Origin of the sequence: Eubacterium sp. AM05-23, from assembly GCF_003477535.1 — a bacterium.
In the GTDB taxonomy this organism is placed as follows: domain Bacteria; phylum Bacillota; class Clostridia; order Eubacteriales; family Eubacteriaceae; genus Eubacterium; species Eubacterium maltosivorans.
On the sequence record NZ_QUDF01000015.1, the window covers coordinates 1 to 25073 of the forward strand.

The 25073-nt window shown below is 38.8% G+C and carries 28 protein-coding genes, 2 pseudogenes and 2 riboswitches; of the genes and pseudogenes, 18 read left to right on the forward strand and 12 right to left on the reverse strand.

Going from position 1 to position 25073, the window contains the following annotated elements; translation table 11 throughout:
• The 3 genes from DW091_RS17110 to DW091_RS17120 all read right to left on the reverse strand — a co-directional run.
• Positions 1-332: peptidoglycan-binding protein (locus DW091_RS17110; protein WP_147365303.1), on the reverse strand; the 332-nt coding region annotated here is incomplete at its 3' end.
• The gene (locus DW091_RS17115; RefSeq protein WP_118518772.1) at positions 332-565 is read right to left on the reverse strand and encodes a phage holin; all 234 of its coding nucleotides are present in this window, start codon (positions 563-565) and stop codon (positions 332-334) included. The genes DW091_RS17110 and DW091_RS17115, both read right to left, overlap by 1 nt.
• Positions 566-597: 32 nt before the next feature.
• Positions 598-882, reverse strand: coding sequence for a hypothetical protein (locus DW091_RS17120; RefSeq protein ID WP_158577928.1), 285 nt, complete (start codon positions 880-882; stop codon positions 598-600).
• A 454-nt stretch (positions 883-1336) separates the two neighbouring features.
• Here DW091_RS17120 and DW091_RS20755 point away from each other — a divergent pair, with 454 nt between their 5' ends.
• From DW091_RS20755 to DW091_RS17145, 5 genes are all read left to right on the forward strand, one after another.
• Entirely contained in the window at positions 1337-2500 is a 1164-nt protein-coding gene (locus DW091_RS20755; RefSeq protein WP_118518774.1) for a glycoside hydrolase domain-containing protein, read from the forward strand.
• 676 nt (positions 2501-3176) lie between these two features.
• Positions 3177-3800 (forward strand): hypothetical protein, encoded by a 624-nt coding sequence (locus DW091_RS17130; RefSeq protein ID WP_118518775.1) that lies wholly within the window; start codon positions 3177-3179, stop codon positions 3798-3800.
• Positions 3801-3918: 118 nt separating this feature from the next.
• The gene (locus DW091_RS17135) at positions 3919-4320 is read left to right on the forward strand and encodes a hypothetical protein (protein ID WP_118518776.1); all 402 of its coding nucleotides are present in this window, start codon (positions 3919-3921) and stop codon (positions 4318-4320) included.
• 188 nt (positions 4321-4508) lie between these two features.
• Positions 4509-5459 (forward strand): hypothetical protein, encoded by a 951-nt coding sequence (locus DW091_RS17140; protein ID WP_118518777.1) that lies wholly within the window; start codon positions 4509-4511, stop codon positions 5457-5459.
• A gap of 408 nt (positions 5460-5867) precedes the next feature.
• Entirely contained in the window at positions 5868-6434 is a 567-nt protein-coding gene (locus DW091_RS17145; protein WP_118518778.1) for a hypothetical protein, read from the forward strand.
• A 487-nt stretch (positions 6435-6921) separates the two neighbouring features.
• Here the strand turns inward: DW091_RS17145 and DW091_RS17150 are convergent, their stop codons facing one another.
• Complete coding sequence (locus DW091_RS17150) at positions 6922-7950, reverse strand: GHKL domain-containing protein (protein WP_158577929.1); 1029 nt, start codon at positions 7948-7950, stop codon at positions 6922-6924.
• A gap of 423 nt (positions 7951-8373) precedes the next feature.
• Between DW091_RS17150 and DW091_RS20205 the strand changes: the two genes are divergently transcribed.
• Positions 8374-8544 (forward strand): hypothetical protein, encoded by a 171-nt coding sequence (locus tag DW091_RS20205; protein ID WP_158577930.1) that lies wholly within the window; start codon positions 8374-8376, stop codon positions 8542-8544.
• Positions 8541-9119 (forward strand): accessory gene regulator B family protein, encoded by a 579-nt coding sequence (locus DW091_RS17155; protein WP_118518780.1) that lies wholly within the window; start codon positions 8541-8543, stop codon positions 9117-9119. Before DW091_RS20205 ends, DW091_RS17155 begins: the two co-directional genes overlap by 4 nt.
• Before the next feature lie 47 nt (positions 9120-9166).
• Here DW091_RS17155 and DW091_RS17160 read toward each other — a convergent pair whose 3' ends face one another.
• Together DW091_RS17160 and DW091_RS17165 are read right to left on the reverse strand one after the other, a co-directional pair.
• Positions 9167-9886, reverse strand: a complete 720-nt coding sequence (locus tag DW091_RS17160) for a LytTR family DNA-binding domain-containing protein (RefSeq protein ID WP_118518781.1) — start codon at positions 9884-9886, stop codon at positions 9167-9169.
• A gap of 128 nt (positions 9887-10014) precedes the next feature.
• The gene (locus DW091_RS17165) at positions 10015-10260 is read right to left on the reverse strand and encodes a helix-turn-helix transcriptional regulator (protein ID WP_118518782.1); all 246 of its coding nucleotides are present in this window, start codon (positions 10258-10260) and stop codon (positions 10015-10017) included.
• Positions 10261-10548: 288 nt separating this feature from the next.
• On the opposite strand from DW091_RS17165, the gene DW091_RS17170 reads away from it, so the two are divergent.
• A complete protein-coding gene (locus DW091_RS17170) occupies positions 10549-11079 on the forward strand; it encodes a sigma-70 family RNA polymerase sigma factor (protein ID WP_118518783.1) in 531 nt (176 codons plus the stop codon).
• A 45-nt stretch (positions 11080-11124) separates the two neighbouring features.
• Here the strand turns inward: DW091_RS17170 and DW091_RS17175 are convergent, their stop codons facing one another.
• Together DW091_RS17175 and DW091_RS17180 are read right to left on the reverse strand one after the other, a co-directional pair.
• A complete protein-coding gene (locus tag DW091_RS17175; protein WP_118518784.1) occupies positions 11125-11628 on the reverse strand; it encodes a hypothetical protein in 504 nt (167 codons plus the stop codon).
• Between the two features lie 37 nt (positions 11629-11665).
• Positions 11666-13165 (reverse strand): DNA methylase, encoded by a 1500-nt coding sequence (locus tag DW091_RS17180; protein WP_118518785.1) that lies wholly within the window; start codon positions 13163-13165, stop codon positions 11666-11668.
• 696 nt (positions 13166-13861) lie between these two features.
• Between DW091_RS17180 and DW091_RS17185 the strand changes: the two genes are divergently transcribed.
• The 3 genes and pseudogenes from DW091_RS17185 to DW091_RS17195 all read left to right on the forward strand — a co-directional run.
• Positions 13862-14044, forward strand: coding sequence for a helix-turn-helix domain-containing protein (locus DW091_RS17185; protein ID WP_118518786.1), 183 nt, complete (start codon positions 13862-13864; stop codon positions 14042-14044).
• A gap of 63 nt (positions 14045-14107) precedes the next feature.
• Positions 14108-15214 carry a site-specific integrase gene (locus DW091_RS17190; RefSeq protein WP_118518787.1) on the forward strand — a complete coding sequence of 369 codons (1107 nt, stop codon included), beginning with the start codon at positions 14108-14110 and terminating at the stop codon, positions 15212-15214.
• A 170-nt stretch (positions 15215-15384) separates the two neighbouring features.
• Positions 15385-15686: pseudogene (locus DW091_RS17195) on the forward strand (D-Ala-D-Ala carboxypeptidase family metallohydrolase); the annotation flags it as partial.
• A 22-nt stretch (positions 15687-15708) separates the two neighbouring features.
• On the opposite strand, the gene DW091_RS17200 reads toward DW091_RS17195, so the two are convergent.
• Together DW091_RS17200 and DW091_RS17205 are read right to left on the reverse strand one after the other, a co-directional pair.
• A complete protein-coding gene (locus DW091_RS17200; RefSeq protein ID WP_118518788.1) occupies positions 15709-16329 on the reverse strand; it encodes a class I SAM-dependent methyltransferase in 621 nt (206 codons plus the stop codon).
• A gap of 92 nt (positions 16330-16421) precedes the next feature.
• On the reverse strand, positions 16422-16985 hold the full coding sequence (locus DW091_RS17205; RefSeq protein ID WP_074616046.1) for a TetR/AcrR family transcriptional regulator: 564 nt from the start codon (positions 16983-16985) through the stop codon (positions 16422-16424).
• A 303-nt stretch (positions 16986-17288) separates the two neighbouring features.
• On the opposite strand from DW091_RS17205, the gene DW091_RS17210 reads away from it, so the two are divergent.
• Complete coding sequence (locus tag DW091_RS17210) at positions 17289-17585, forward strand: class I SAM-dependent methyltransferase (RefSeq protein WP_224168835.1); 297 nt, start codon at positions 17289-17291, stop codon at positions 17583-17585.
• A gap of 48 nt (positions 17586-17633) precedes the next feature.
• Here DW091_RS17210 and DW091_RS20405 read toward each other — a convergent pair.
• Positions 17634-17788 (reverse strand): annotated as a pseudogene (locus DW091_RS20405) (phosphoribosylaminoimidazolecarboxamide formyltransferase); the annotation flags it as partial.
• 158 nt (positions 17789-17946) lie between these two features.
• Here DW091_RS20405 and DW091_RS17220 point away from each other — a divergent pair.
• The 4 genes from DW091_RS17220 (at position 17947) to DW091_RS17235 (ending at position 21297) form a co-directional block, all read left to right on the forward strand.
• Complete coding sequence (locus DW091_RS17220; protein ID WP_118518790.1) at positions 17947-18912, forward strand: TIM barrel protein; 966 nt, start codon at positions 17947-17949, stop codon at positions 18910-18912.
• A gap of 47 nt (positions 18913-18959) precedes the next feature.
• Positions 18960-19133, forward strand: a riboswitch (cobalamin riboswitch).
• Between the two features lie 107 nt (positions 19134-19240).
• Entirely contained in the window at positions 19241-19768 is a 528-nt protein-coding gene (locus tag DW091_RS17225; protein ID WP_147365304.1) for a DUF2115 family protein, read from the forward strand.
• A gap of 24 nt (positions 19769-19792) precedes the next feature.
• On the forward strand, positions 19793-20374 hold the full coding sequence (locus DW091_RS17230) for a DUF2284 domain-containing protein (RefSeq protein WP_083336986.1): 582 nt from the start codon (positions 19793-19795) through the stop codon (positions 20372-20374).
• Positions 20375-20544: 170 nt separating this feature from the next.
• Positions 20545-21297 (forward strand): class B sortase, encoded by a 753-nt coding sequence (locus tag DW091_RS17235; protein ID WP_118518792.1) that lies wholly within the window; start codon positions 20545-20547, stop codon positions 21295-21297.
• Positions 21298-21363: 66 nt separating this feature from the next.
• On the opposite strand, the gene DW091_RS17240 is transcribed toward DW091_RS17235, so the two are convergent.
• Complete coding sequence (locus tag DW091_RS17240; RefSeq protein ID WP_224168836.1) at positions 21364-22293, reverse strand: LysR family transcriptional regulator; 930 nt, start codon at positions 22291-22293, stop codon at positions 21364-21366.
• Positions 22294-22414: 121 nt separating this feature from the next.
• Positions 22415-22592, forward strand: a riboswitch (cobalamin riboswitch).
• Between the two features lie 93 nt (positions 22593-22685).
• Between DW091_RS17240 and DW091_RS17245 the strand changes: the two genes are divergently transcribed.
• Entirely contained in the window at positions 22686-23543 is an 858-nt protein-coding gene (locus DW091_RS17245; RefSeq protein ID WP_224168837.1) for a nitrogenase iron protein NifH, read from the forward strand.
• Positions 23524-25068 (forward strand): nitrogenase component 1, encoded by a 1545-nt coding sequence (locus DW091_RS17250; RefSeq protein WP_158577931.1) that lies wholly within the window; start codon positions 23524-23526, stop codon positions 25066-25068. The genes DW091_RS17245 and DW091_RS17250 overlap by 20 nt, the downstream gene beginning before the upstream one ends.
• Positions 25069-25073 lie beyond the last annotated feature (5 nt).

Sequence of the window (25073 nt, forward strand, 5' to 3'; positions counted from 1 at the left end):
GCGGCTTCAGTGTTATAGCCGACGATGCCGTCAGCGACGAGTCCAAAATCGGCCTGCAGTGCTTTGACGGCTGCATCGGTTAAGGGGCCTGGAAGGCCATCGACTGGGCAGCCGCAGCCTTTTGCGTTTAACTGCGCCTGTATGCCGCATACCTGCCCGGACAGGTGGTCTTTTGTCACCGGACCGGCAATGCCGTCAATCTCAATGCCATAGCCTTCCTGGGCCCGCCTCACCGCCGCCTGGGTTTCGGGTCCATCAAGGCCATCAACCGTCCCCGGGGCATAATTGCAGAGCTTAAGGCTTTCCTGAACCTGTGTCAAGGTCATCTCCATTATTTTTCACCTCCACCTTTATCGTTATCAGAATCTTTAACTCCCGGTGTTGTGGGATCAATCAAAATCCCCAATGTAAGAGCACATAAAACAATGGCTGTTAATATTTTCTCTATCACAGAAATATTTAGATCAAAGGTTAAATAATTTTGTATATACTGCAATATTAAGACTACCAAACCCACACATGCAGCCCAAAACGCTTTGTTTTTTAAGCGGTTTTTCCATTTCAAATAAACATCACCTCATTATTATGACAGAGAGCCTACTTAATCCGTTCTTCAAAACGTGTCAATTGCTCTGTCGTTTTTTGTATTTTCTTATCTAATTCTCTTATTTCATTTTGATTAGAAATGACTTGTTCATTTAAATGCTTTATATCGTTTTTTAAAGCACCCATCTGTTTTCCTTCATTTTTAACATTATCGCGATAAATAACAAATCCGAAGGCTATACTTGTGAGGATTCCCACAATTGTTATGATGGTCTGAAACTCAGACACATGATCACCTCCAGATAAAGCAGGCTCTTCAACTGACACTTTTATCATAGCATGATTTTTAATAACATGCTGTACACAGATTGTCACATGTTTTTTCAGTTAGCCTAAGTATGATAATATTAATAATTGATCATAAACTGGGCTGACAAATTCAAGGTGTCAGCTTTTTATTTTATGTTTATATTACTGAACTATATGGATAGATTATAGCGAAGTTTAATTGGAACTTAGTTACATAATTATTTGCGTTGAATACATTTTGATATAAAAATAGGGTAAAATGCTTGAATGTGCTCTATAAACGGGGTAATATTAAAGTGTGCTAGCACATAAAATATTTTAAAAAGACTTTTGGAAAAAATTTAGGAAGGTAGTTGTTAAAATGGATGCAATGGTAAAAAAATCACAAATGTGGTTGAATTCAAATTATGGAAGCTATGGTTAAGATCGATTTCCAACAGTAACTGAGGATGGACAAACTGGCTGGGGAACGATAAATGGTTTGATAAGAGCTTTACAGATTGAATTAGGAATACAGGAGACTGCAGATAACTTTGGTGATGGGACAATTTCAAAATTTAAACAAAGATATCCAAATGGAGTTGTACCACAAGAAGATAATGATAATACAATGAATAATGTATATGGAATTATTCAGTGTGGGTTATGGTGTAAAGGATATTCTACGGGAGCCAGTGAAATTACCAAATTTTTCAGATCTGGAACTGCTGCTGGTGTGATGGAATTAAAAGAAGATGCTGGAATTAATGCGACAAATGGTACAGTTACTTTAAACGTTATGAAAGCGCTATTATCAATGGATCAATTTAAGGTATTGAGTGACTATGGTGGTACGGTACAAATTGCGGCAATACAACGGACGTTAAATTCAAAATATGAAGATTATATTGGATTATCGCCTTGCGATGGTCTTTATGGACGCAAAATGAATGACTCGATGATTAAAGTTCTCCAAGCTATTGAAGGATATAGCGTTGAAGATGCGACTGGGAATTTTGGAGATGGAACGAAAACAAATTTAATTCATATTTTACTACCATCTTCGGTTAATAGTGAAGCAGTATTTCTTGCACGCTATGCGTTGGTATGCAATGGTTATGATGTCAACATACTGAGTTCAACTTGGGATTCAGCATTAGCAGCCAAAATTACCGAATTTCAAAGTGATTTAGCTTTACCAGAAACAGGCACAGTAGATGTCAATACCTGGATGTCTTTATTATTAAGTAAAGGAAATCCAGATCGAGGTAGTTTAGCCTGTGATACACGTTTTGAGATGACAACAGGGCGATTACAGTATATTCTTTCACAAGGTCACCAAATTGTAGGGAGATATCTCACTGGCGGAGATTTTAAAGAACTTAGAATGGGCGAGCCGCAAAGAATCTTATCGGCAGGAGTTCAGTTTTTTTCGATATTTCAGGAATCTCCCGGCAGCATTGAAGCGGCATTAGAATACTTTACGGAACAGAATGGAAGGCGTGATGCGGAAACTGCAGTTCATCAAGCGAATGTTCACGGAATTCCAAGCGGTAATGTTATATTCTTCGCAGTCGATTTTGATGCTACAGAAGATATGATTGATAGTACTGTTTTACCATATTTTGAGGCATTGAAGGACAAGATGGATTCATTAGGATATTAGGATCACCCTATAAAATTGGTGTTTATGGAACTAGAGCAACGAGTCGAGCAGTAATCAGTAATCATTATGCAATAACTTCCTTTGTTAGTGACATGTCTACAGGTTATAGCGGTAATATGGGTTACAGAATTCCCGATAATTGGACTTATGATCAATTTCATGAATATAGTGTTGATAATTAGGATTTAGATAAAGTAGCTTATTCAGGTCAATATCCAGCTGTTAGCAGTGTGTTAAGTAATCCTACTTTTGTTGAGGCAGCGACCAGAAATATTCGTGACGGTGACACTTATACTTATTTAGGTAGTTTAAAACAATTTACAAGTGGTAGTGGACGTGGATTTAGAGTTTTAGCAACAAGTATGCGTGTTCATGCTGATTACTTTTCAAATAACACAAGTGGGGTTGGAGAATTAGAATTAGGCCAGTACAGGAGAAACATTAGGTTCTATTTCTGTATCGAATGGTGGAACAAGTGAGGTACATTTCAGCGTTGTCTATGGTGAAGTTTACTATTTTAGGTATACATCAAAGGTACCAGGAATGGGTCTAACGCCGGGGAATTTTGATGTTTGGATTACAACAGATTATTTAATTTAATTTTAGAGAAGGAGCCCTAACTCCTTCTCTCTTGAATTATTTACTGCTTTTGATATTTAAATATAGGAGTCAAATCATGAAAAAGAGCCAAAAATTTGTTTTTTTATGTCTTTCTGTTGTATTATTATTGATACTTCTTTTCTTTGGGGCCCTCTCATGGGGAGTATTAAGTCAAATTCATTCAGATACTTCTATTACGAAAGAAATAGAGAATGAAAAGAAAAACATAGAAACTAATCTCAAAACTTCATCCGATATATATATTGAGTTATATAATAAGCTTTATGCAGCAACTGAAAATTATACAAGTTGGGAACCAATAGACAGTTCAAGCTCTCAAACAGCTTATGAAAATATCTTGAATGTATCCGGAATAAAGTCTACCATCGTAACGTTGTCTGATAACGATGGCATTTATCTTAATGATGAAGGGGAGAAAGAAGGAATAGTGATCTTTCATATCACGTATAAAGGATTAGCGAAATTTGAAGATGAACGCACAGAATACATTGAGAATGTTGTAAGTTATTTGATTAAGCCAGTTATACCACAATATCAAGATGAAAAGTTAAAAGTATTGATCGAAAATGCTCAAAAGAACACTTCGTCGATTGATAAAATAGAAGGGATTAGCTATACACCTGATGTGAATACAAATAATGAAATAAAATTTAATCTTATGTTAAGAACAGACAAATAAAAACATGAAAAATTTGCATTTAAGTATATTAAATATATACAATAATTCTTTTTTATCTAGATGTATATTAGCAAAAAATAAATTGTTTTGGTACATCTTTGAAAATGGGAGGAAAAATGTGCAGCAAGAAAAAGTTGATAGACATATCAATGTATTTGATATAAATCAAGAATTAACAATTGAACAATTAGAAAAAGACCGTTATGTTAAAAGAAAAGAGAGGTTACTAGAAAAAAAGAAAGTTATTTCTTATCAGCAGAGTGATGAATGGAAAAAATTAGAAAAAGAAATTTATTGTCTTAATAAACAAATAGAGGAAAAAGATCGTATTATTCATTTATTATATAAGACAAAAAAAACAATAGAAAATGCTATTGCAAATATGAAGAGTATAGAAAGAAAAGTTTTTTATGCACATCGTTATTTGGGTAAAAGTCTGGTTGAAATTGCTGCGGAATTTGAATATGATTATGGCTATATTCGGAATTTATCTTCAAAAGCTGATAAAAAGATAAGATAACGTATAAAATATTTTCTTAAATAGGCATTTGCACATATTTTAAAAATATGTAAAATATAGGAATAACAGAATGTCTTTAGCTGATGAGAAATAATTGATGAGGCATTATTATGTTTTTGCTTTTTAGAGGGCTAAAGTATTATTATGACAAAAAATATTAAACTGTTCGATTTGTTAGGAGGTATAAAGTGAGAAATCAATGTAGAAAAAAAAGATTTATTCTTGTTCTTGTTTTACTAATAGCTATTATAATTCTGGTATATTGTGTTTGGAATAAAGGACAAATAAATAATTCATATAAAGCTCCATATATTCCAACAGGCTTTAAAAGTGTGAATGAAAATAATGCTGAGTGGTCTTGGGAGAATAATGTATGCATTAATTGGAATGAAGGATTAGTTATTGAAGATGAAAAGAATGGAAATCAGTTTGTATGGGTTCCGGTAGATAATATTAATGTCAAAGTGGATGATATCCATATTTATGAAAATGAGCAGATATTTCTTGAGGAGAATATAAAAAAGCAAATTGAAAATTATGGTGGATTTTATATATCTCGTTATGAAGCTGGACTTCCTGAGGATATCTCCAAAAATACCACTATTTTTTCAAAAGAGACAAATGATATTGGCGGAATTCCTGTTAGTAAAAAAGAAGAGATACCATGGAACTATATAGCAGCGGATTTAGCCGAATTAAATGCTAAAAAAATGTATAACAATGAAGAAGTATATACAGAGCTAATTCCAGAATCATGTTGGAATATGACAATGCAATGGCTGAAAAGTCATGGTTATGATGTTAACCAAAATAGTGCTGACTTTGGAAACTATTCGAATACCTATTTTGAGTTTACGGGATATTTTTCTCAGGATCATGGCAAAACTTACGAGTTTGGAAATAATATTATGAAGAAAAAAAATAATATGATTTTGTCTACTGGAGCAACTAGTAGAAATATGGCTTTAAATATATATGATATCGCAGGAAATTTGCAGGAATATGTTAAAATGGAGAACGGTATCTGTTCTTATGGAGGGAACTATGACAATCCTTCCTTTTACTTTGCGAATTCACGACAGGGAATCAATCAAGCAAATGATTTAATGGGATTTAGAATTGTGCTATTGAAATACTAGTGAAATGTACCGTAAATACTAATAATGTATTTATTGATTTTAGAGAACTAAAGAATCTTAGTTGAATTATGTAAATTCTTGGTTTTTTTTATTAAACAGGAAAATTGAAGATTCAGTTGAACTAAAACTAACGACTTGTGTTTTCTTTAAGTTTATAAATTGATCATTCAAAAGTTGTTTTTCAATAAATTAAGGTTATTGAAAAAATAAATATTGATTTTTGTTTATTACTGAAAATAATGCGTTGATGTTTTATATATTGCAAAAATTTAATAGTGGTTGTATCCTGATATTAGAGAAAACTAAAAATAAGTTTTCTCATCATTAAAAGGAGGTGCTCCCCTTGTTCACTAATAAGTAGAAGAAATTTTTATGAAAAAGTGTTTTTTAAATTAAAAGGAGAAGATAATGAGTAAATTATTAAAGAAAATTATGATCTCAGTTTTGGCAATTGGCGTATTGTTTTCACCTTCTTTAGCATTTGCACAAGAATCATTATCTGTTAAAGAAACTCAAAATACTAATTATTCAAAAGAAACGGTTCGAGCCTTAAATGAAAATGAAAGATCAAACATTTCATTTGACCAAAATACAGGTATAATGACTGAAACTTATGAAGTTTATATGCAGCCTGGAAAAAATACAATTCAAATCCCATCTAATACAAGAACCGCACGAAGTTATAAAGATGGAACGATCTTGTTAGACACTTGGAATATTGGCGCTTCTGAGACTATGTATGGGAATTATATGGCTCTGGAAATAATGGCAGAACCATATGGAGGACAATCATGGAGTCCTACTATTGCGTTGATGGGAACAAGTTCAGGAAAGTTTTTCCAAAAATCGTATCCTTGTGACTCTCAATATCATAAAACTGATTATATCTCTATTTATGATGGAGAAGCTGTTTGGCTCGAATACTACAGTAATGGACCAGTTTGGGTATCAATGAAATTATATAGTTGGTACTAAAGTTATTTATTAAATTAGAAACTATGCAATAAAAAACATAAATCAATTTGATTTAGAAAGCAGAATACAAAAAATATTTGTTTGGTTTTACGCTTATGTGGGTTGTGTCAAAAATATTACGCAAATCCAGAATCATTTTAATGAAAGTTTTTTCATGGAACATTTACTTCGTCGGTAAAGTTGGGTAATGGCCGCATCAAAGGGAGATACTTTTGAGTTTTGGCACGTTTAGACTTAATTTACCTGCAATAATATGAAAGTTTCTATGATCATAGTTTGATCGTGATGCATTTAACGTTTCATCGACACTGTTGCGGACAAGATATTTTAATTTAGTATAGATTAGTTTATGGTTTAATGGAATTATAATGTCAGATATGATTAGTGCCTCCTATTGATTGATTACGCTAACTTATTCTAACAAACGATATGGGATCATGTTCGTCTCATTTTGTGAAACTTATTGTAGTTTATCTGTTCATGAGTATTACTCGTTATGTAAAGATACAGTAATAGAAAAAATACCATCTTTAGTTTCATATTGTACTATTCCATCCCATTTCTCCGCAATATTTTTAATAATCATCAAACCATAACCATGATTTTCTTTATCTTTTTTAGTGGTTTCGTAAGAGGATGAAGTATTTATTGTTGGATTTTGACAGCAGATTCTAAGAAAAGAAAGATTGCCATCATAACATATTTGAAAATCAATAATACGATCATTTATAGGACATTGTTCAGTGGCTTCAATTGCATTATCAAGGATATTTGCACATATGATAGAAATATCCGCTTCATTTATTTTTAAATTTTCTCGCGTTGGCATCGTAATTACTGTTTTTAAAAAAATATGCTTTGACTTTGACATGATAGCTTTTGATGACAAAACGGCATCAAGGCCATCGTAACCAGTTGAGAATAGATAATCAATTCGCTTAGAAAGATCAAGGAACTTCATAACATAAATACGGCAGCCATCGTAATTTTGTGCATTGATTAGGCCTAATAAATGTAAAAAGTGTGATTTAAGATCATGATTTATTTGTTTTATTTCTTGTTTTGATTGATCGAGTTCTTTTACATGAGCTTTTTCAAGCGATTCGCATTTTTCATAATATTCCAAAAGCAGTTTGTCTGTTTTACTTTTTACAAGATAGGTAATTAAGTATACTAAAAATAAATTTGATAACAGCACTAATAAGGCGACTACGAAAAAGATCACGTATTTAATTTCATTACCTAGATTAAACATCACAATACAATAAAGTGCATAAAGAATTAAAATCGAGCTTATTGGATAAAATAGCAACAAAATATTTGTTTTAATTGCAACATCCTTGTTGCTTATTGTTTTTACCAGTAAAACATTCGAGTAAAGTAAAATGCTGGTAAGTGAAATGAGAATAAAGCCGTAAAGAAGGCTTGTCTCAAATGTGTCGACTGAAATATCCATTATTAATAGAATTAAACCAGACAATAACTCTGATACCGCAACAAGTACAATTAAAATCACTAAATATACAATTTTTTTGAGCCATCTATCTTTATAAAACAATAAATATGATGTCATTATAATAATGCTTACAAAAGTGCTTAAAAAAGTACTGGGATTATATTCAAACATGAACGCTGTAAAAGATACTGATAAGAGTAAAAAATATAAGTAAAAGATAATCTTTTTTTTATTGGTTTTTTTATTAAGACAGAATCTAAAAATATTATTTCAATATAGTTTTTGACTAATAAGCATATAATATCTACGGTCATTTTTGAACCTCCACAAAAATATCATTTTAATACTATTATACACTGATTCTGCTTTAAGGAACTTTATGATTTTTACACTAAACTTTATTTTTGTGCAAAGAATATTGCTTTAAGGAATATAAAGCTATATATTTAAGATGTAAAATATATAGTTAGGAGGAGCAATCTAATGAAAAAGGAAAAATTTAAAAAGGTAGCTAATAACATCTTTTTTAAAGGAATGGCCGTGATATCGGCATTAATATTTACTGTATTGCAAACAGGTGACACGTGTTTAATTTGGAAATATCAACCTGAACTACCAAAAGCCAAAGAAAATTTCTCAATTAAAGATCTATGATTACACAAGCAGCTGTAAAATTTGCGCATAAGTGCAAAGAACTTAGACTTATCAAAGCAGAAAATGAACAAATCGTTATGTTTGGGATGGAGCAAATAATTTTCTTTTTGGTAAATTTTTTATTAATGTCAGGTATTGGTATATTAACCTCATCTGTGAATCAAACAATTATATATTTTGTTTGCTATATCTCATTAAGTGGTTTAATCGGCAGTTATCATGCGAAAAACAGATTAAATTGTTCAATAAAAACTGTATTTGTTTTTTGCATTTATATTTTGACAATAAAATATACGCCGAGCAATGTCTATACTATATTATCTATTATCTACCAAATTCTTTATTTTTTTATTGTATGGAAAATTGCTCCGGTAGAACATAAAAATGTAAGTTACTCTGATGATGAGATTTGTCGAAAGAGACGAAAATTATGGTTAAGATCAGTGGTTTATGTATGTATTTCTATGATTTTAGTTTTAGGGACTACATTGTACCAATATTTATATTCAATTAGCACATCGCTGTTAATAATCGCTCTCTTTGCTTTGGCAGGTTATTTATTTAACGAAAAATAAATAAGGCGGGTGATGCAGTTTATTATATCACCCGCCTTATAACTTAGTTAGTTGATAAGTTTATCATATAAATATTGTTTGTATTTTCTTATGATCAGTGAGCGTTTAGTATGGCTGATATCTGCAGTCATACCATTTAAAAGATTAAACTTGTAGCCCTCGTAGTTTAAAACATAATCCATGTTTACAAGATAGCTTTTATGTGTGCGAAGAAAATTATAAGGGATCAACTTATTTTCAATATCGGATATCTTCCCATTAACAGTATAATTTCCCTGAGTTGTATGATAAATAAGGGATCTGAAATTTGATTCTACATAAATGATTGAATGAACTTCTATTAATGAATGCTTATTATTTGAAGAGAGTTCTATACATTTATGTTGTTTTTTGTATTTTAAAATAACTTTATTAGTCACATCGCTAACCTTTTTTGTATCTAGAGGTTTCACTAAATAATGAACAATATCATAATCCAGAGCGGTCTCAACATAACTGATATATGAAGAAATGAATATAGAATAACATTTACAACCATTATTTCGAAGGGATTTTAAAACATCAATTCCATTAAATCCAGGCATCTCTACATCGATATAAAGAATATCAATGGTATTGCCCTCAAGTGCATACCACGACAGTAGATCGCTCCCATTAAAGAACTGTATTATTTTAGCTGAGGGGTATTCATTTTTGTAAATGGGTAAGAGTATGTCTTTTAACTCGTTAAGAAAGCCAGGGTCATCATCACATAGTATTACATTCATGACTTCTCCTTCAACACACTTGAAACTTTTTATTTAGTTAAAGATATTAAGTAACTGCTTAATAAAATAGAAGATAGATATCGAAAAAAGTATCTATTGATAGCAATGTTTAAAAGATTGTAGTGCTATTAAAGCAGTTCGTCATCTTCTTCACAAGTCTCAAATAATTCTGAATTAAAAAATTCTTTTACATTTATCTCAAAGCCACGACAAATTCTAGCAATTGACTTAATGGTAGGAGTGCTTTTATTTTTAACTATACTCATTAAAGTGGATTTTGGGATAGCTGCCTTATAGGAAAGTGTATGATATGTAATTCCATGTTCTTGGCAAAGGTCATTAATTCTTTGGATTACTGCATCAGTAGTATTCATAAAAGTGCCTCCAGCAGCTTCTTTAAAATTATTATATAGTTTTTAAAAAGCTAAAGAGTATGATATATCGTACTCTTTAAAAGATAATAGGTTCATATATATGATTTTTGTCTATTAAATTAAATGGGAAGTGAATATTTTTCGGCTATTTTTTATTAATAGCTTACGAACAAAAAAGATAGAAAATGAAAGTTACAACTTAGCTTTCATTTTCTATCTTTTTTTGTGTTTTTTTATCCGAGAGCCACCACCAGTCAGTTTGTTAAAAAATTGATTGGAGGAAAAAACATGAAACGAAAACCAAGAGAATTTAGTCCAGAAGCGGCCTGTTATATAAAAGATCATTCAAAATATCGCCAAATGACTTATGGTGAATTAAAGAAAATGAAAGAACTTGATCCAGAAGCTTTTTCAAAAAGGTGGTTTATACCCGTTGGGGGCGCTCTACTGGAAGTTGATCATCAAGATTATCAAGATTTTTACCGCGATAAGGAGCGACAGGATTATTTAAAAGCATTAGATGAAGAATACCGTGCGATTTCTTATGAGACATTAAAAGAACAAACCCATCGGGAAAAAGAGGCGATCAGTGTTAAGGAAGTGGATGTACCTAAAATTGTCGAAACAAGTCTATTGTTAGAAGAACTCAGGAAAGCATTGTCGCGGTTAAATAAGGATGAAACAGCTCTGATTAAAGCGCTTTATTTTGAAGATCAGACAGTGAAGGCGATCGCCAACCGACGGGGTGTTTCTATTGACACAATATACAAACAGCGGAAGAGAATTTTACAGAAATTAAGAAAAATGATTAAAAACTAATGGATAAAAGGACGCTCGCATTTTGTGAGCGTCCTTTAAAATAGGTCAAACACAGTCATCCTCAAAAATACAGACTGTTTTTTCAGAAGTGCCCGTTAAAGGACCTTTTTGAAGATCAACCACATCGTCGATGCCAAGCGATTCGCCGGATATTTGAATGCGCTGCGTCTCTGAATTAATTTTTTCCGCTGCACCGCTGATTTCCAGATAAGACCCCAGTTCTATGTCACTTTCGCCCACCGTTTTTCCAGGATTGCGCACTGGTTTTGGCACAAAATAGCGGATTGTCACAATCGGCTTCTGCCCGTTTTCCAGCCATTGATTCAGGATGTGCAGTTTCCGATCAAGGAGGCTTTTCGCATCCTCTGTCAATTCGATTCGCGGCGTGTATCTTTTTTGTTTTAACTGGAGCGCCTCCTCGTAGCCCTTCAGGGCGGCAAAAGGGCTGAACTGTTTTGCCCGGTCCGCATTCGCCATAGGCGAGTGCCGCTTCGAAATGGGGCGAACCTGATCAATGATATCCTTGTAACTGAAATCATTGTTTTCCATCTAAGAAAACCTCCTTTAAATCGTACTGAAAGATCATTCAAGCCTTATGGCCGCCGATTTGATTGTTGCGTTCCATCGTCGTTGCGCCCTCCTGTAGATTCATGCCCTTAAAAACAGCGTTGTTTCCGTATTTCTGCTTTATTCGAAATAATGCCTGCTGTATCCTTTGCTCTTGATCTTCCTGCTCTTTTTCCAGGACATCTTCTGTGAACATGCTGACTTGTCGGCAGATTACTTTACGGGCAACAGCGACTTCGACATCATTGAAAGTCAGAGACACTCTTCGCAGCATGAGCTTCTTGTCAATGATCCGGTCATAGAGCTTAAGGGCAGCGTTCATAATTTTCTTGGTTGATTGACTGTAAAGCGCCTGGCCGCCTGTATCGGTTAGTCTTTCTGTCCCGTGCGCCGGTTTCGGCACTGCGCGGCCAAAATGATCAATGTGAACACCTCCGCGGTAATGAGATTCCTTCAGACCATCTTTGTCATAGCCGATATGCAGGGTAATACTGGCTGTGACCAGGTTTTTTTCGATCAGATCGTACACCAGCAGATCCACCATTTCCTGGACGATCAACCGTCCCTTTTCAAAATCATAGGCATGGGGAAGCACCTGACCGGAGGAAATAGAGTGAGTGCTGGGCTTATAATGCTTGATGTCGGCCATGGTACAAGGCTCAATCCCCCAGGCATGATCAATGAGGAGTTCCGCGTCAATGCCAAATTCATTGAAAAGCAGATTCTCACCATACCCATTTGTGTCAGCGCCCTGCAAGCTCATTCTGGCCACATCCCCCGTGGTATAAAGCCCGTTTTTTTCAAGCCTTTTGGCAATGCCCCGCCCGATGCGCCAGAAATCTGTGAGTGGCCGGTGATCCCACAGAAGCTGTCGATAATTGGTTTCGTTGAGCTCAGCAATCCGGACGCCGTCCGCCTCCGCTTTGACATGCTTTGCCACAATATCCATTGCGATTTTGGCCAGATAAAGGTTGGTTCCAATACCAGTGGTAGCGGTGATGCCCGTAGCTGCCCAAACGTTCTGAATGATCCTCTTTGCAAGCTCACGGGCGGTAATGGGCCGTCCGTTTTTATTGCGATTGGCCGAAAGGTAATGGGTTATGTCCATAAAAACTTCGTCGATACTATACACATGGATATCCTCTTCAGAGACATATTGAAGATATACTGCGTATATCCGGGCACTGTAATCAATGTAAAGCTGCATTCTTGGAGGTGCAGCAATATAAGGGATATCCCTGCCCGTTCGCAATTTGATGCCTTTTAACTTTTGTTCAACCTCGAAAAGGCGGGGTCTGCCAGGAATGCCATAGGTTTTCAAGGCAGGGGAGACCGCCAGACAGATTGTTTTCTGAGTACGCGTCACATCAGCGACAACCAGGTTGGTCGTCAAAGGGTCAAGACCACGTTCAACACATTCCACCGAGGCATAAAATAATTTTAAATCAATGCAAAGATAAATGTGATCAGGATTCCCCGCTGATGCACTAGGTGGGAGCTGATTGTCAGAAACGTTCATTATTGAGGACCTCACTTATCAATTTTTATCGGGACATAAATTCAGTGTTTAACATAAAATTAGAAAAACTTATGTTTACATAAACAACGAACAAATGTTTTTATCAATATTATATTATAACGATATCTGAAAAATGTCAAGTGTAATATTCCGTATAGCGCATTTGCTTATTTTGAAATTAAGTGTAAATAAAAATATAAGAACAGACGTTCGGAAACAATGAGCAACAAGAAACCTTAAATAATACTTAAAAAACAATGTGTTAAAAAAAATTCATTCTAAAAAACGCCTTTTTTTCCTTTATATAGATAGAGGGAGTTTTAAAGATTTTAATCGAGCAAAGCTCTCAAATTGAAAGCAATTGTTTTCTTGGTCTTTGAAAACTAAATGAAGATTATCTGGGTAAAACCCTTGATCCGGCATGGAGAGACGTTAGAATGGGCGCTTGCCGATGAACCATGTCTATAAAAAAATCGTGGTAGATTTTTCGCGATGACGCTGGAGAAAGGGCAATGCGACGGTTACGTACTGCACTTTGTGTGATATGGAGTGAAGAAAGGTGAATTCCCTTTACTTTCGTGGTTTTCTTACCAAAAACCTTATCCCGATAATGCCCCGCCGGTGGTGTATGGCAAACCGGCAATAATATCAATTGGCTAATATAGATAACAAATCACTATAAAAGGTGGTACTAAAATGTTTAATCAGTATGATGATATTATTTTAGTTCAAGATTTGGCTAAAATGTTAAAAATAGGAAAAAACAAAGCTTATAATCTGTTACAAAGTGGCCAGATAAAGGCGAAAAAAGATCGAACTGGACACTGGGTTATTCAAAAAACAGCGGTGATCGAATATACCAAAGCTAGCAACGCATAATTGTCTCACACATTTAATCCTGTTATACTGAATCTGTAGTGATGGGACGATAGGAGTATCGTTATGAAAAAGCAAGAATTTAAAGTAAAAGCAACACTGCAAAAGAAAAATAATTTCTGGTATGTAGTATGTGATTATAAGGATGGTGATGGAAAGAGAAAACAGCCGTGGTTAAAAACAGGTATTCCAGTAAAAACAGGTAGTGATCGCGAAAAGAATAAGCTTGCTCCATTGCTAGAAGAAAAGCGTAAGGAATTAGAGCTTTCACTGCATACATCATCGGACATTTTGTTTGTTGATTATGCGCAACAATGGATTAATGATAATGCTTTTCGATACGCTGAAGTGACGGCTGAGCGCTATAAAGATGTTATTAGGAGCAATATTATCAAATATTTTAAGCCGTTGAAACTCAAATTAAATGAAATGACTAAAAAAGACTTGGAAAGCTTTTATCAGCATCTCTATAAAGAAGGAAAAAAATCAAGCACGGTAGGTCATATTCGAAAAGTGGTTGGTAATATTTTCCATGCAGCAGAGGACAATGAGTTAATAGTAGACAATCCGTATAGTAAAGCAAAGTGCATTGTTCCGACCGAAGTAAAAAACAATCAGAAAAGCCGTTTTGATTATTTAAGAGCAAGTGAAGTTAACACTGTATTAGAAATTGTACGGTCAAATTTCCTTTATCCAATGGTCTATATTGCGATAAATTACGGTCTTAGGCCGAGTGAATTACTTGGATTAAGATGGCAATCGGTTGACTTGGAACATGGTAAAATGATGATTAATTTTAGTGCTGTACAAGTGCGTTCAAAAATGGTGTATAAAAAAACGTTAAAAACCAGTTACAGCTATCGCTCTTTTATGTTATCAAACGAGGCCATTGAAATATTAAAAAATGTAAAAATTGAGCAAGAAAGAAAAGAAAAATATTATGGAAACAGTTATCACAAGCAAGAGCATGACTTTGTTTTTCTCAAACCAAACGGTGAGCCTTACCATGAAGGTGCTTTAAATAGTAGTTTTCAAAGAGCGCTTGAAAAAAATGGCTTTCGTAAGATGCGTTTATACGATCTTAGACATACATGCTGTTCCTTAATGATTAATGCGAGAACGAAAGAGAGATTATGGAGTATATGGAACATGGAAGTATTGATACCACCATGAATATCTATGCGCATGTCGAAGAAAAGATTCAAAATGAAATTCTAAATAAGATTGTCGCTTTGATCCATGAAAAGAAAGATGCAGAAGAGACCGCTTGTTAGAATATTGTTAGAAAGGCTTTTGACGCTCTTGAAAAATGGCATTATTAGGGAATTCTGAGGAAAAAAGCAGAGTACCGCTGTGACTGCCCGGGCTACTGCGATGGCTGGCCCTGCGCCATGGAGCCGGAGCTTTTAGAAAAGATCGAAGCCCTGCGCTGTTATTTTGGACGGCCGGTCATCATCACCTCGGGCGTGCGGTGCGAGGCGCGCAACGAGGAGGTAGGGGGTGTCAGCTGGTCCTTTCACAAGCGGGGCTGCGCGGCGGATTTGTACTGCCCGGGGGTGGGCGTGGGAGATCTGGCTGCCGGGGCGGGCTGAATATTCTGCCCTATTACAGCAGTGGCTACATCCATGTGGAGATTATGCCCTGAGGCAGAGAGGATGGGTGGCGCGTTATGAAAGCCTTGCGTTTAAAACAAAGGATTTATAGTTGGGCTTGGCCCATCCGTAGACCTGAAATCCTTCCTGGCTGAGAAGATCAATGATTTCAGATTTATGGTAAATGTGGTGGTCACCGGAATTGCTGTGGGCCATAGCGCTGTTTAAAAAGCCAGTCAACACTTTAAAAGGGGTCGTTGGATCGCCCAGTATGAGGGTCCCGTCTTTTTTTAAAACACGCTGCATCTCACAGATGACCGCTTTTGGGTGGGGGTAGTGGTGAAAGGAAGCATTGCAGATAATCACGTCAAACTTATCGGCCACATAAGGCATTTTTTCGGCGTCACCCACCATAAAATGAACATCGTGCAGCCGTTTTTCGGCCTGAGTGATCATGGCCTCTGAAATGTCCAATCCATAATAATCGGCGTTCAGACGCTTTTGAAGGCGGGCAATGATATTGCCATTGCCACAGCCCAGATCTAAAATTATTTTTGGCTTTAAATCAAGGACGCGGTTCACGATATCCTCATACATACATTCGACAAATTTTCCATCATGACTTTGGTCATAATCCTTCGCGGTGCTGTTAAAATAGTCTATAGTGGTCTGCTTAGTGTTTTTAGTATTTTTCATAATAATTCCTCCATTGATTTAGATTCATTGACAAATATTCAATGAATGGATAATTTTTAACCCGCCTGTAAAGGCGGGGTGTGGTTATGGTGCTATTTTAAGATTAAGGTGAGCATCTGCCGTATAAAAAGATTTTTTTCTTTGACAGAGCCGGCGGCATTGTTAGTGACGGCCATCTGGCCGCCCCATATAAAGCGCGACAGCATATGTGCGTCCTGTTTTTCGATTTCTCCGCGCGTCATCAGGCTTTTAATATAGGCTTCAAGATGTGGAAAAATCTCTTTTGACATATATACTTCCAGCTGGGCATGAAAGAGTTCATTGCCGTCTTTATCGAAGAAGTCGCGGTATTTATAGTTTTCTGCTTCGTTTTCGGATGTTGTTTCCAGTATTTTGATACACTCAGCTAACGGCAGCCCGGTCTGTTTAAAAACATCTGCAAAGGGCTTGCTGCACGCCTTGGCGTATTGTGTGAGGGCTTCCTGGTACAGCGCATGCTTGTTTTGAAAATAGTGATAGCACAAGCCGGCTACAACACCTGCCTCTTTAGCAATATCCTTCATTGTTGTGGTCTCGTAGCCTTTTTCTGCGAAAACACGCATGGCAACATCCAGAATTTCCTGTTTTCGGATCTCCGGGTCCTTAGATACTCGCATTTCATCACCTCGCATATAGGATAGCACAGTAATTGAATAAGTGTCAATGATTAAAATTTAATAAAAGAGAAGCCTTAAGAATTTGTTGTGTTGACAAAGTGCAGGTAATCTCAGAGATGAAGTCTTCGATAGTTTAAAGTGATGCAAAATATCTGAAAATGTATTTTAGATGTGCTTCCGATTAATAGCCGTAACTAATTAATGAACAATAATAGCATAAAACATAATACAAGACCAGTATTCTCTTGGTTTATACAGTATGATTAATTTGAAGGTAAAATGATAATGTACAAAGGAGAAAAAGTGAATTCGACCTTAAAATCATCAGAAAAAAACTGGTATAAAGAAATATGGAGCCTGGACATCAAAAACCAGTCGTGGGTAGAAAATACCGTCGATAAAGTTGCGTTTATTATAAAAACCTTAAAATTGAATGGGACAGAAAAAATCCTCGACATGGCCTGTGGCTTTGGGAGACATTCGTTGGAATTTGCCCGAAGAGGGTATGAGGTTGTCGGTGTGGACATCACTAAAGACTATGTAGATGATGCCATAAAAAGCGCTGATCATGAAAAATTGAAAGAGGAATGCGCGTCGTAAGCACCTTTTTAGATTACTATGGAAAAGCGGCACTGACCGGCCTTAAACTTAATAATGGAACAAACGGAGTCCGGTCATGACCATAGCAATATTGTATTGATCACAGAATTCAATGACCATGTTATCCCGGACCGAGCCGCCGGACTGGCAATGCAGGTGACGCTGCTTTTGCACGCGCGTTCAATGTTGTCGCCAAAGGGGAAAAGGCATCACGGCTTCTTAATCTGGTGTCAATGCTTTTGCAGCAGTAACAGGTATGAAAAGTTTTATGGAGATTGACAAAACAAAGCGTGAAAGCTATGATAAAGACAAGTCAGTCATTTTTAAATTTTGAAAATATGGGAAAAGCGGAGCTGCTAAGATGAAAAAATTGATTAATATGACAGTATTCAGCCATGATATGGATCGGTTTGAAGATCGGGGGGCCTTGAAGGATTTTTACAAATCCCGCGGTCTGGACGGTCTGGAGCTTCAGGTATTGTGGAATGAGCGTATTCCTGAGAAGATACCTCAGGAGGATGTTGTGGGCGTGCATCTGAGAATGTTCCCTTATTGGCTGGATCTATGGCGTAGTGATGAAGATGCCTTGCTGCAGGAGTTTGATAAGCCGGAAAATTGGGAGGTATATTATGAGGGAAAGGATAAATCCAGTATCCTCAACCGCTTAGAAAAGGAACTGGACATAGCGCAGACACTGAATGCCGAGTATGTGGTGTTCCATGTCTCGGACTGCCGTTTTACAGAAACTTATCACAATGTTTTTCATTATAGTGACGAGACAGTGATTGACGCAAGCTGTGAAGTGATCAACACGCTTTTGGACGGTAAAAATTACACATTTAAATTCTTGGTCGAAAATCTTTGGTGGCCAGGCCTGACTCTTACCCGACCGGAAATGACGGAGCGGCTGCTGAGGGGAATACATACCGCTCAAAAGGGGATTATGTTGGATACCGGCCATTTACTGCATACCAATTTAGAGCTGAGGACAGAAAAGGAAGGCATTGACTACATCAATAAAATGCTCGACGCCCACGGACCGCTTTGCGATTATATCTGTGGGATGCACCTCCAGCAATCCCTCTCAGGGGCCTATGTCCAGAAAATTGCCCAGAATCCGCCGGATTTAAAAGAGTCGTTCTGGGATCGTTTTTGTCAGTGTTCAGAGCATATTTTTAATATTGACGCCCATCTGCCCTTCACACACCCAGAAGTAAATGCACTGATACAAAGAATATCGCCCGAATACCTGACGCTGGAGCTTGTGAGCGCCGACTCGGCCGAGCATGGGCAGAAGCTGGATTGGCAGCTCATGGCCTTAAAGTAGCATTCTCTGGCGCTTTTTTCTTGACAAAAACGGCAGAAAGCGATATGATAAAGAAAATTTAATTGTGAAACTGTTCTGTGTAATGGGAAAAGGGTGTGACTCCCTTGCTGTAATCGCAGCTGTAATGCAAAATGCCTCTCAAATAACCACTGCCTGTGGGCGGGAAGGGAGAAGGATGATATTGCAGAGCCAGAAGACCGACTCAGAAGCAGGTTCTTAAAGCTCCGATTTAGAGTAATAGGACAAACCACAAGCAGTCTCGTGTCTTTTTACCTTCTCTGAATCAGAGAAGGTTTTTTTGTGGACAAAGGAGCGGGAAAGGAAAAAAATGACAAAATATGATTTAGTCCTCCAGCTTCAAGAGGAAGCCGAAATGTTTGATCTGGAGGTTTTGATGCAGCAGCGCGAGGAGGTACAGAAGATTAAGTATAAGCCGGGGACGCTGGCACACCAGACTATGCTCAATACCATTTACAATGTAACAGCGCTGATCAGCCTGAAGACAGAGGCTCTGGAAAACTGCGCCATAAAAAGCATCAGTGAAAAACGGTTACATGCCTTTGAACGCCTGATTGACCAATACCTGGAAGATTATGCCCTTGGAGGAGAGCTGCAGAGAAGCATGGTCAAGCTCGCGTGCACTTATTTGGCTTTTATCGAAGAAAAACCTCTCCACCCTGTAGGAAGCCACTTTGACGGACAGTTTCTGGAGCAGCAGTTTGATCAGTATTACTGTCCTCAAAAGGCCAGAGAGCTACGCAATCCGGACGCACTCTGTCATTTCTGCAGTGCTCACTGCAAAGAGACGCCGGAGACTGGGGATTGTGCTACGGCAGAGAATCGCATCAGTGTGTAAAGCCGTTTTAGATTTGAGGTAACAATGGATAATTTGAGAACAGCATTTAATACGAATGAAAAAATCATGAATCATCCGAGTGTGTTTATGCACCCATCACCGCAGGAAATGGGTGTGAATGAATGCGCTTTTTCAACGACCGATCAGCTGCTTTTTTCAGACCAGACGCGGACTTTGTGTCAACACAACAGCTGCGGACAATTTGACGCGACATGGGCGTGCCCTCCGGCTGTGGGAAGCTATGAAAGCTGTGTGCTGAAATGTCTCTCCTATAAAAATGTGCTGATTTTTTCTACCGTCGCGGATTTGAAAGGGCGCTATAACGCAAGGGGCTGGCAGGATGCCCGTATCAGACACGAGGCAGTCACGGCCAGAGTAGCTCAGCAGTTTCGGACACATCGGCCGAACAGTCTCGTATTGTCGACAGAAGGGTGTCTGGTCTGTGACGCGTGCACCTACCCACACGAGCCTTGCCGGTATCCAGATAAGCTCTTTCCCTCAGTGGAGGGGTATGGGATTATTGTAATGGATATTGTGATCAAAACTGGCCTGCGTTATACCCATGGCCCGGAAACCCTGACGTATTTCAGCTTTATTCTTTTTTAAGACAAGCACAAAATCCTTTTTGTTATCATTTAAGTCTTTATCAATTTAGAAAGATTTGATATAATGAATAACCATAAAAGGAGGTATGAAGCCTTTGGGTTTTATAAAATCGAGTTGACTAAAATACAAATGCGCAAGGACAGCAGGCCCGAAGGATATAAAACATAAATATGACAAAAAAGAAAGTGAAGAAAAAAAGAAGCGCTGTGCGTGTCGTTGGTGACATTGTCATCATTTTGATCATTCTCGCCCTTTTAGGGGCGGCAGGGTGGATGCTTTATAAAGAGTTCTTTCCAAACAACACACCGATTCTTAAAATGCAGGTCATAAACCGCGAGGATAACAGCATCGACTGGGCGGCATTGCGTGAGGTAAACCCGGAAACCGTTGGCTGGCTGAGTATTGAAGGGACAAATATCGATACCCCTGTAGTACAGACAACCGATAATGATAAATATTTGTATACCTCATTCAACGGCGAGTCGGATGAAAGAGGCGTTCCCTTTTTAGATATGAATTACAAGTGGCAGCCCAGAAGCCAGAATTCGCTGATTTATGGGCATAGCACCATGCGCAGCGGCGTGCATGTCATGTTTGACGATTTGCTTTATTACTATAAAGACCCAAATTTTATTACAGAGCACAATAAAATTGTTTACAGAAGACCGCTAGAACTGGGCGGTGACGGCGTTTGGGAGATCTTTGCCGTGCTGGTGGTTGAGCAGGACTATGATTACAGACAGCTGGAATTTGCCGACGATGAAAGTTTTCTGGCCTATTACCAAAACATAAAAAACCAGAGCATTGTCGCGACCGATGTAAATGTACAGCCAGGTGATGAGATCCTTACACTGTCCACCTGTATCTTTAATGTCGGACTGAACGATGGCCGTTTAGCCGTAATTGCCCGTCGTGTTTCATAAAAACAACGCCGGGTCAAAAAATGTTACAAAAGCCGTATCATTGTGAATACGGCTTTTTTTACTTTCTCAGTCCCATTTTTCAAAGGATTTTATCTTTTCGGTCAGGACCTTAATATATTTCTCGCCGATGGCGCTTAAGCTGTGCTCGTTTCTGAGAATATATCCGGCGTGGAGCCGCTGGTCGTTGTCTAAAAGACGGACAGCCCTTACTTCACTCATGTTGGAATGCATACGGTCAGCATCGCTGTTGGTCAGGTCAGGGCCGATGCTGAAGCAGTTTGTGCCGCGGACAAGGGCGATTTTGGAGCATCGGTCAATGACGTGAATGTTTTTATCCCAGATTTCATTAAACAAGATTTCCTCAGAAAAATGCAGCATGTTGTCCTCGCCCTGGTCATAGGTTACGAAGGGGTATTCTCTGAGCATATCCAGCGTCAGGGAGGTGTTTCCGCTCAGGGGGTGCTTTTTCCGCAGGAAAACATAAATGGTGAGCTGCCCCAGCTCACAGAAGGTTAAATTACTGGAATCAAGGAGCTTCTGCATGGTGTTGAGATAGTGCTCGTTAATACATAAAATACCAAGCTCACTGCGCCTGGACGCCACATCGTGTATGACCTCATGGGTTGGGCACTCGCGGATGGCGATGTCATAATGCCTGAGTTCAAGGTCCTCGACAATCTGTATGAAGGACATGACCGAGAAGGGAAGGCGTTGAGTGGAAACAGAAAAACGCATGGGCAGGGTTTTTCGGTGCTTGTACCGCCTTTCAAGATATTCGCTCTGCTCCACAATATCCTTGGCGTGGTTTAGAAAGTCTTGTCCCTCAAAGGTGACCTCAATGCCACGGTTATTTCGTCTGAAAATTGAGATGCCAAGCTGCTGCTCCACCTCACGCACCGCTGTTGAAAGCGTTGACTGTGAGACAAAAAGAGACTTGGCGGCAGCGGAGATCGAGTGGTGCTTTGCGATCTCGACAATGTATTTCATGTTTTGCATAGAGATCATATTTATACTATTCCTTTCTTTTGTTTTAATTATACTATCAAAAAATTCGATAGCTGGCAATCAAAAATTGAGTTAATTGCAGTGGTTGTGAATTATCAGATATCGTGATATAATATAGCAAAATTACATAGAAGACTTGTTGCATGAAAACCGGTGAGAATCCGGTACGGTGCCGCCACTGTAAGGGGGAGCCGCTGTAAGTTTTATCAACACTGGAGAGCATTCTCTGGGAAGTTGTTACAGCTGGCAATGAACCCAAGTCAGGATATTTCAACATTTCTTGTCTATACCTAACCTAACGGATCATTAGGAGAGGGTGTTGCTTATGTTGAGGAACTCTTCTGATGAATCGGTCAGAAGAGTTTTTTTTTATGGGAGAAATTATGGAAAAGAGCAGTAAGAGAATCGCGTTTTATGGAAAGGGCGGTATTGGAAAGTCGACCATTGCGGCCAATGTTTCCGCCGCTTTCGCAAAAATGGGGAAAAGGGTGCTTCACATCGGCTGTGATCCTAAGTCGGATTCAACCCGGTGCCTGATGAGAAAGCGGATTCCCACAGTCATTCAAAAGCTGAATGAAAAAGGAGAACAGGTGACGGTACAGGATATCCTGTTTATGGGAGAGACGGGGGTGGCATGTGTAGAGGCTGGAGGACCGGAGGCAGGCATTGGCTGTGCGGGAATGGGGATCTCTACTACCATGGAGACCCTTGAAAAGCTGGGAATATTTGAAGAGAGCTGGGATTTAATCCTCTATGATGTTTTAGGCGATGTGGTCTGCGGTGGATTTTCAATGCCTATGAGAAAAAAGTGTGTGGATCAGGTGTATATTGTCACCTCCTCTGAGCTGATGTCGCTTTACGCCGCCAATAATATCATGATGAGCATTGTGCGGTATTCTGCCCGGGCACAGCCCCTGCTTGGCGGACTGATCCATAACCGGGCCAGGCCTGGTACAGACCATCGGGCTGTCGAGCGCTTTGGTGAGCTGACAGGCAGCCTGATTGCGGCCTCTGTCAGCCAAAGTGATACGCTTCGGCTTGCCGACTATCAGAAGACAACTGTTTTTGAGCAGGACGAAGGTGAAGCACTGCAAAAAAGTTTTATGGCACTGGCCAGAGCCATAGCCCGTCAGGAGGCCGGGACACTCCCGAAACCCCTTTCTGATGCAGAGATGGACAGTCTGGGTGAAATACTCTATCAGTTTGAGAAGGAGAACCATCATGAGCACAGCAACGGTTGAGAAAGCACAGCCAGGAATGGGAGATGAAGCGCTGTCCAGACTTCTTTTCCAAACTGAAGGTGTGCGCGTTCTGGCAGTGGGGCCGCCGGCCTGTCTCCGAATTCTTTATTTCAGGGCAATGGAGAAAGAAGCCCTCAGCCGCCTGAGACTCTGTCCAGTCTCCAGGCTAGAGTATACACTTGGCAGCTGCGCGCACAGAGTCCGCGGTATGCTCGAGGAGCTTGTTACGACCAGAGGGACAAAGGGGGTGGTGCTCTATGTTTCCTGTCCAGATATTCTTATACAGACCGATTTTGAGACGCTGGTATCAGAAGCGGATAATCCTTATAATGTGCCGGTCGCTGTTTTCAGACGGGGTCCTATGGAAAAACGGAAGAAAAAGTCTGTGGAACGGCTTGAAGAAATCATTCAGGGATTTGGACACGATCAGGAAAACCACAAAGAAGGAAAAGAGGAGCGCCTCTGTCCGCTGCCGCCTCTGGCAGCAGATTACAGCGGCGCGCTGACTGCTTTTGAAGGGGACCGCTCGATCTGCGCCTGTCTGGTAACAGGCGCGGGCTGTGCCTCCTGTCCACGGTCCATTGATGATTTCAGAGAACAGCCTTTCTGGTATTCAAGAATGAACGACCTCCAGGTGACACTTGGCGCGGCTGAGAGCATCGAGAAGGGCATAGACGCCGTCATGCAGGAAGAAAACAGGCAGTCTGCGTTCATTGTGGGCACACCGCTAACTGTTATGACGGGTCTTGACGACAGCTCTTTTCCTTCGCTTAAGGAAAAAATATTCATCCAGACCAACGGCTTTCAAGACGCCCTTGAGGGAACACAGCAAGCGCTATCCAACGTTTCAAGAAAGCAGATGCGGCGTTGTAAGCGCACCGAAAAGCGAATCAATTTTGTGGGGTATACCCCCTTTGTTTTTGGAAACCAGCGGCAGTTTGCTGCGCTGGTACGTGAGCTTGCCCAACTGGGCTATGCTGTCTGCTGGCTGGGAGGCGGAAAGCTTGCTGAACTTAGAGAAGCGCCCAAAGCGAGTGTCAACTGGGTTATCTCAGAAGTGGGCCTTGAGCTGGCGAAGTGGATGGAAAAACAGTATGGTACGCCGTGGTTTTATCAGATGCCTGTCAGCGTGAGCGGTGTCAGGGCCGCTTATCAATATCTGGAAAGCATAACAGGAGACGCTGCGTTCCGGAGATGCCCCCAGGACACAGTGCCTTTTAAGCGGGAGCAGAGAAATGCAGTGATGATAGGGGATCATGAGCTGAACCGGCAGATGAGTACGGCCCTGAAAAATGAATTTTATGTTGAGTGCGCCATTGTCGAAAAGCTTCCTTCCCAGTGGGGTCTTGCCGGAGAAGTGGATTATGTTGTCGCGGATCCGCTTTATTTTCAGTATCTTCCTGAAAACACAGCGGTTAAGGTTCCCTTGCCCTTCCCAGCCCTCAGTGGAAACCGTTATATGAAGGGGGATTACTGTATTATCGGCCGAGAAGGCTGTCAGTATTTAAAACAGTTTTTTATGTAATTAAA

Coding starts and splice junctions, on each gene's coding strand:
- DW091_RS17250 (WP_158577931.1), top strand. CDS start 23,524: ATGAGCACAGCAACGGTTGAGAAAGCACAGCCAGGAATGGGAGATGAA.
- DW091_RS17165 (WP_118518782.1), bottom strand. CDS start 10,260: ATGAATACTACTGATGCAGTAATCCAAAGAATTAATGACCTTTGCCAA.
- DW091_RS17190 (WP_118518787.1), top strand. CDS start 14,108: ATGAAAAAGCAAGAATTTAAAGTAAAAGCAACACTGCAAAAGAAAAAT.
- DW091_RS17170 (WP_118518783.1), top strand. CDS start 10,549: ATGAAACGAAAACCAAGAGAATTTAGTCCAGAAGCGGCCTGTTATATA.
- DW091_RS17225 (WP_147365304.1), top strand. CDS start 19,241: ATGACAAAATATGATTTAGTCCTCCAGCTTCAAGAGGAAGCCGAAATG.
- DW091_RS17185 (WP_118518786.1), top strand. CDS start 13,862: ATGTTTAATCAGTATGATGATATTATTTTAGTTCAAGATTTGGCTAAA.
- DW091_RS17205 (WP_074616046.1), bottom strand. CDS start 16,985: ATGCGAGTATCTAAGGACCCGGAGATCCGAAAACAGGAAATTCTGGAT.
- DW091_RS17240 (WP_224168836.1), bottom strand. CDS start 22,293: ATGCAAAACATGAAATACATTGTCGAGATCGCAAAGCACCACTCGATC.
- DW091_RS17230 (WP_083336986.1), top strand. CDS start 19,793: ATGGATAATTTGAGAACAGCATTTAATACGAATGAAAAAATCATGAAT.
- DW091_RS17220 (WP_118518790.1), top strand. CDS start 17,947: ATGAAAAAATTGATTAATATGACAGTATTCAGCCATGATATGGATCGG.
- DW091_RS20205 (WP_158577930.1), top strand. CDS start 8,374: ATGAAAAAGGAAAAATTTAAAAAGGTAGCTAATAACATCTTTTTTAAA.
- DW091_RS17155 (WP_118518780.1), top strand. CDS start 8,541: ATGATTACACAAGCAGCTGTAAAATTTGCGCATAAGTGCAAAGAACTT.
- DW091_RS17235 (WP_118518792.1), top strand. CDS start 20,545: ATGACAAAAAAGAAAGTGAAGAAAAAAAGAAGCGCTGTGCGTGTCGTT.
- DW091_RS17180 (WP_118518785.1), bottom strand. CDS start 13,165: ATGAACGTTTCTGACAATCAGCTCCCACCTAGTGCATCAGCGGGGAAT.
- DW091_RS17145 (WP_118518778.1), top strand. CDS start 5,868: ATGAGTAAATTATTAAAGAAAATTATGATCTCAGTTTTGGCAATTGGC.
- DW091_RS17160 (WP_118518781.1), bottom strand. CDS start 9,886: ATGAATGTAATACTATGTGATGATGACCCTGGCTTTCTTAACGAGTTA.
- DW091_RS17120 (WP_158577928.1), bottom strand. CDS start 882: ATGATAAAAGTGTCAGTTGAAGAGCCTGCTTTATCTGGAGGTGATCAT.
- DW091_RS17200 (WP_118518788.1), bottom strand. CDS start 16,329: ATGAAAAATACTAAAAACACTAAGCAGACCACTATAGACTATTTTAAC.
- DW091_RS17245 (WP_224168837.1), top strand. CDS start 22,686: ATGGAAAAGAGCAGTAAGAGAATCGCGTTTTATGGAAAGGGCGGTATT.
- DW091_RS17175 (WP_118518784.1), bottom strand. CDS start 11,628: ATGGAAAACAATGATTTCAGTTACAAGGATATCATTGATCAGGTTCGC.
- DW091_RS17130 (WP_118518775.1), top strand. CDS start 3,177: ATGAAAAAGAGCCAAAAATTTGTTTTTTTATGTCTTTCTGTTGTATTA.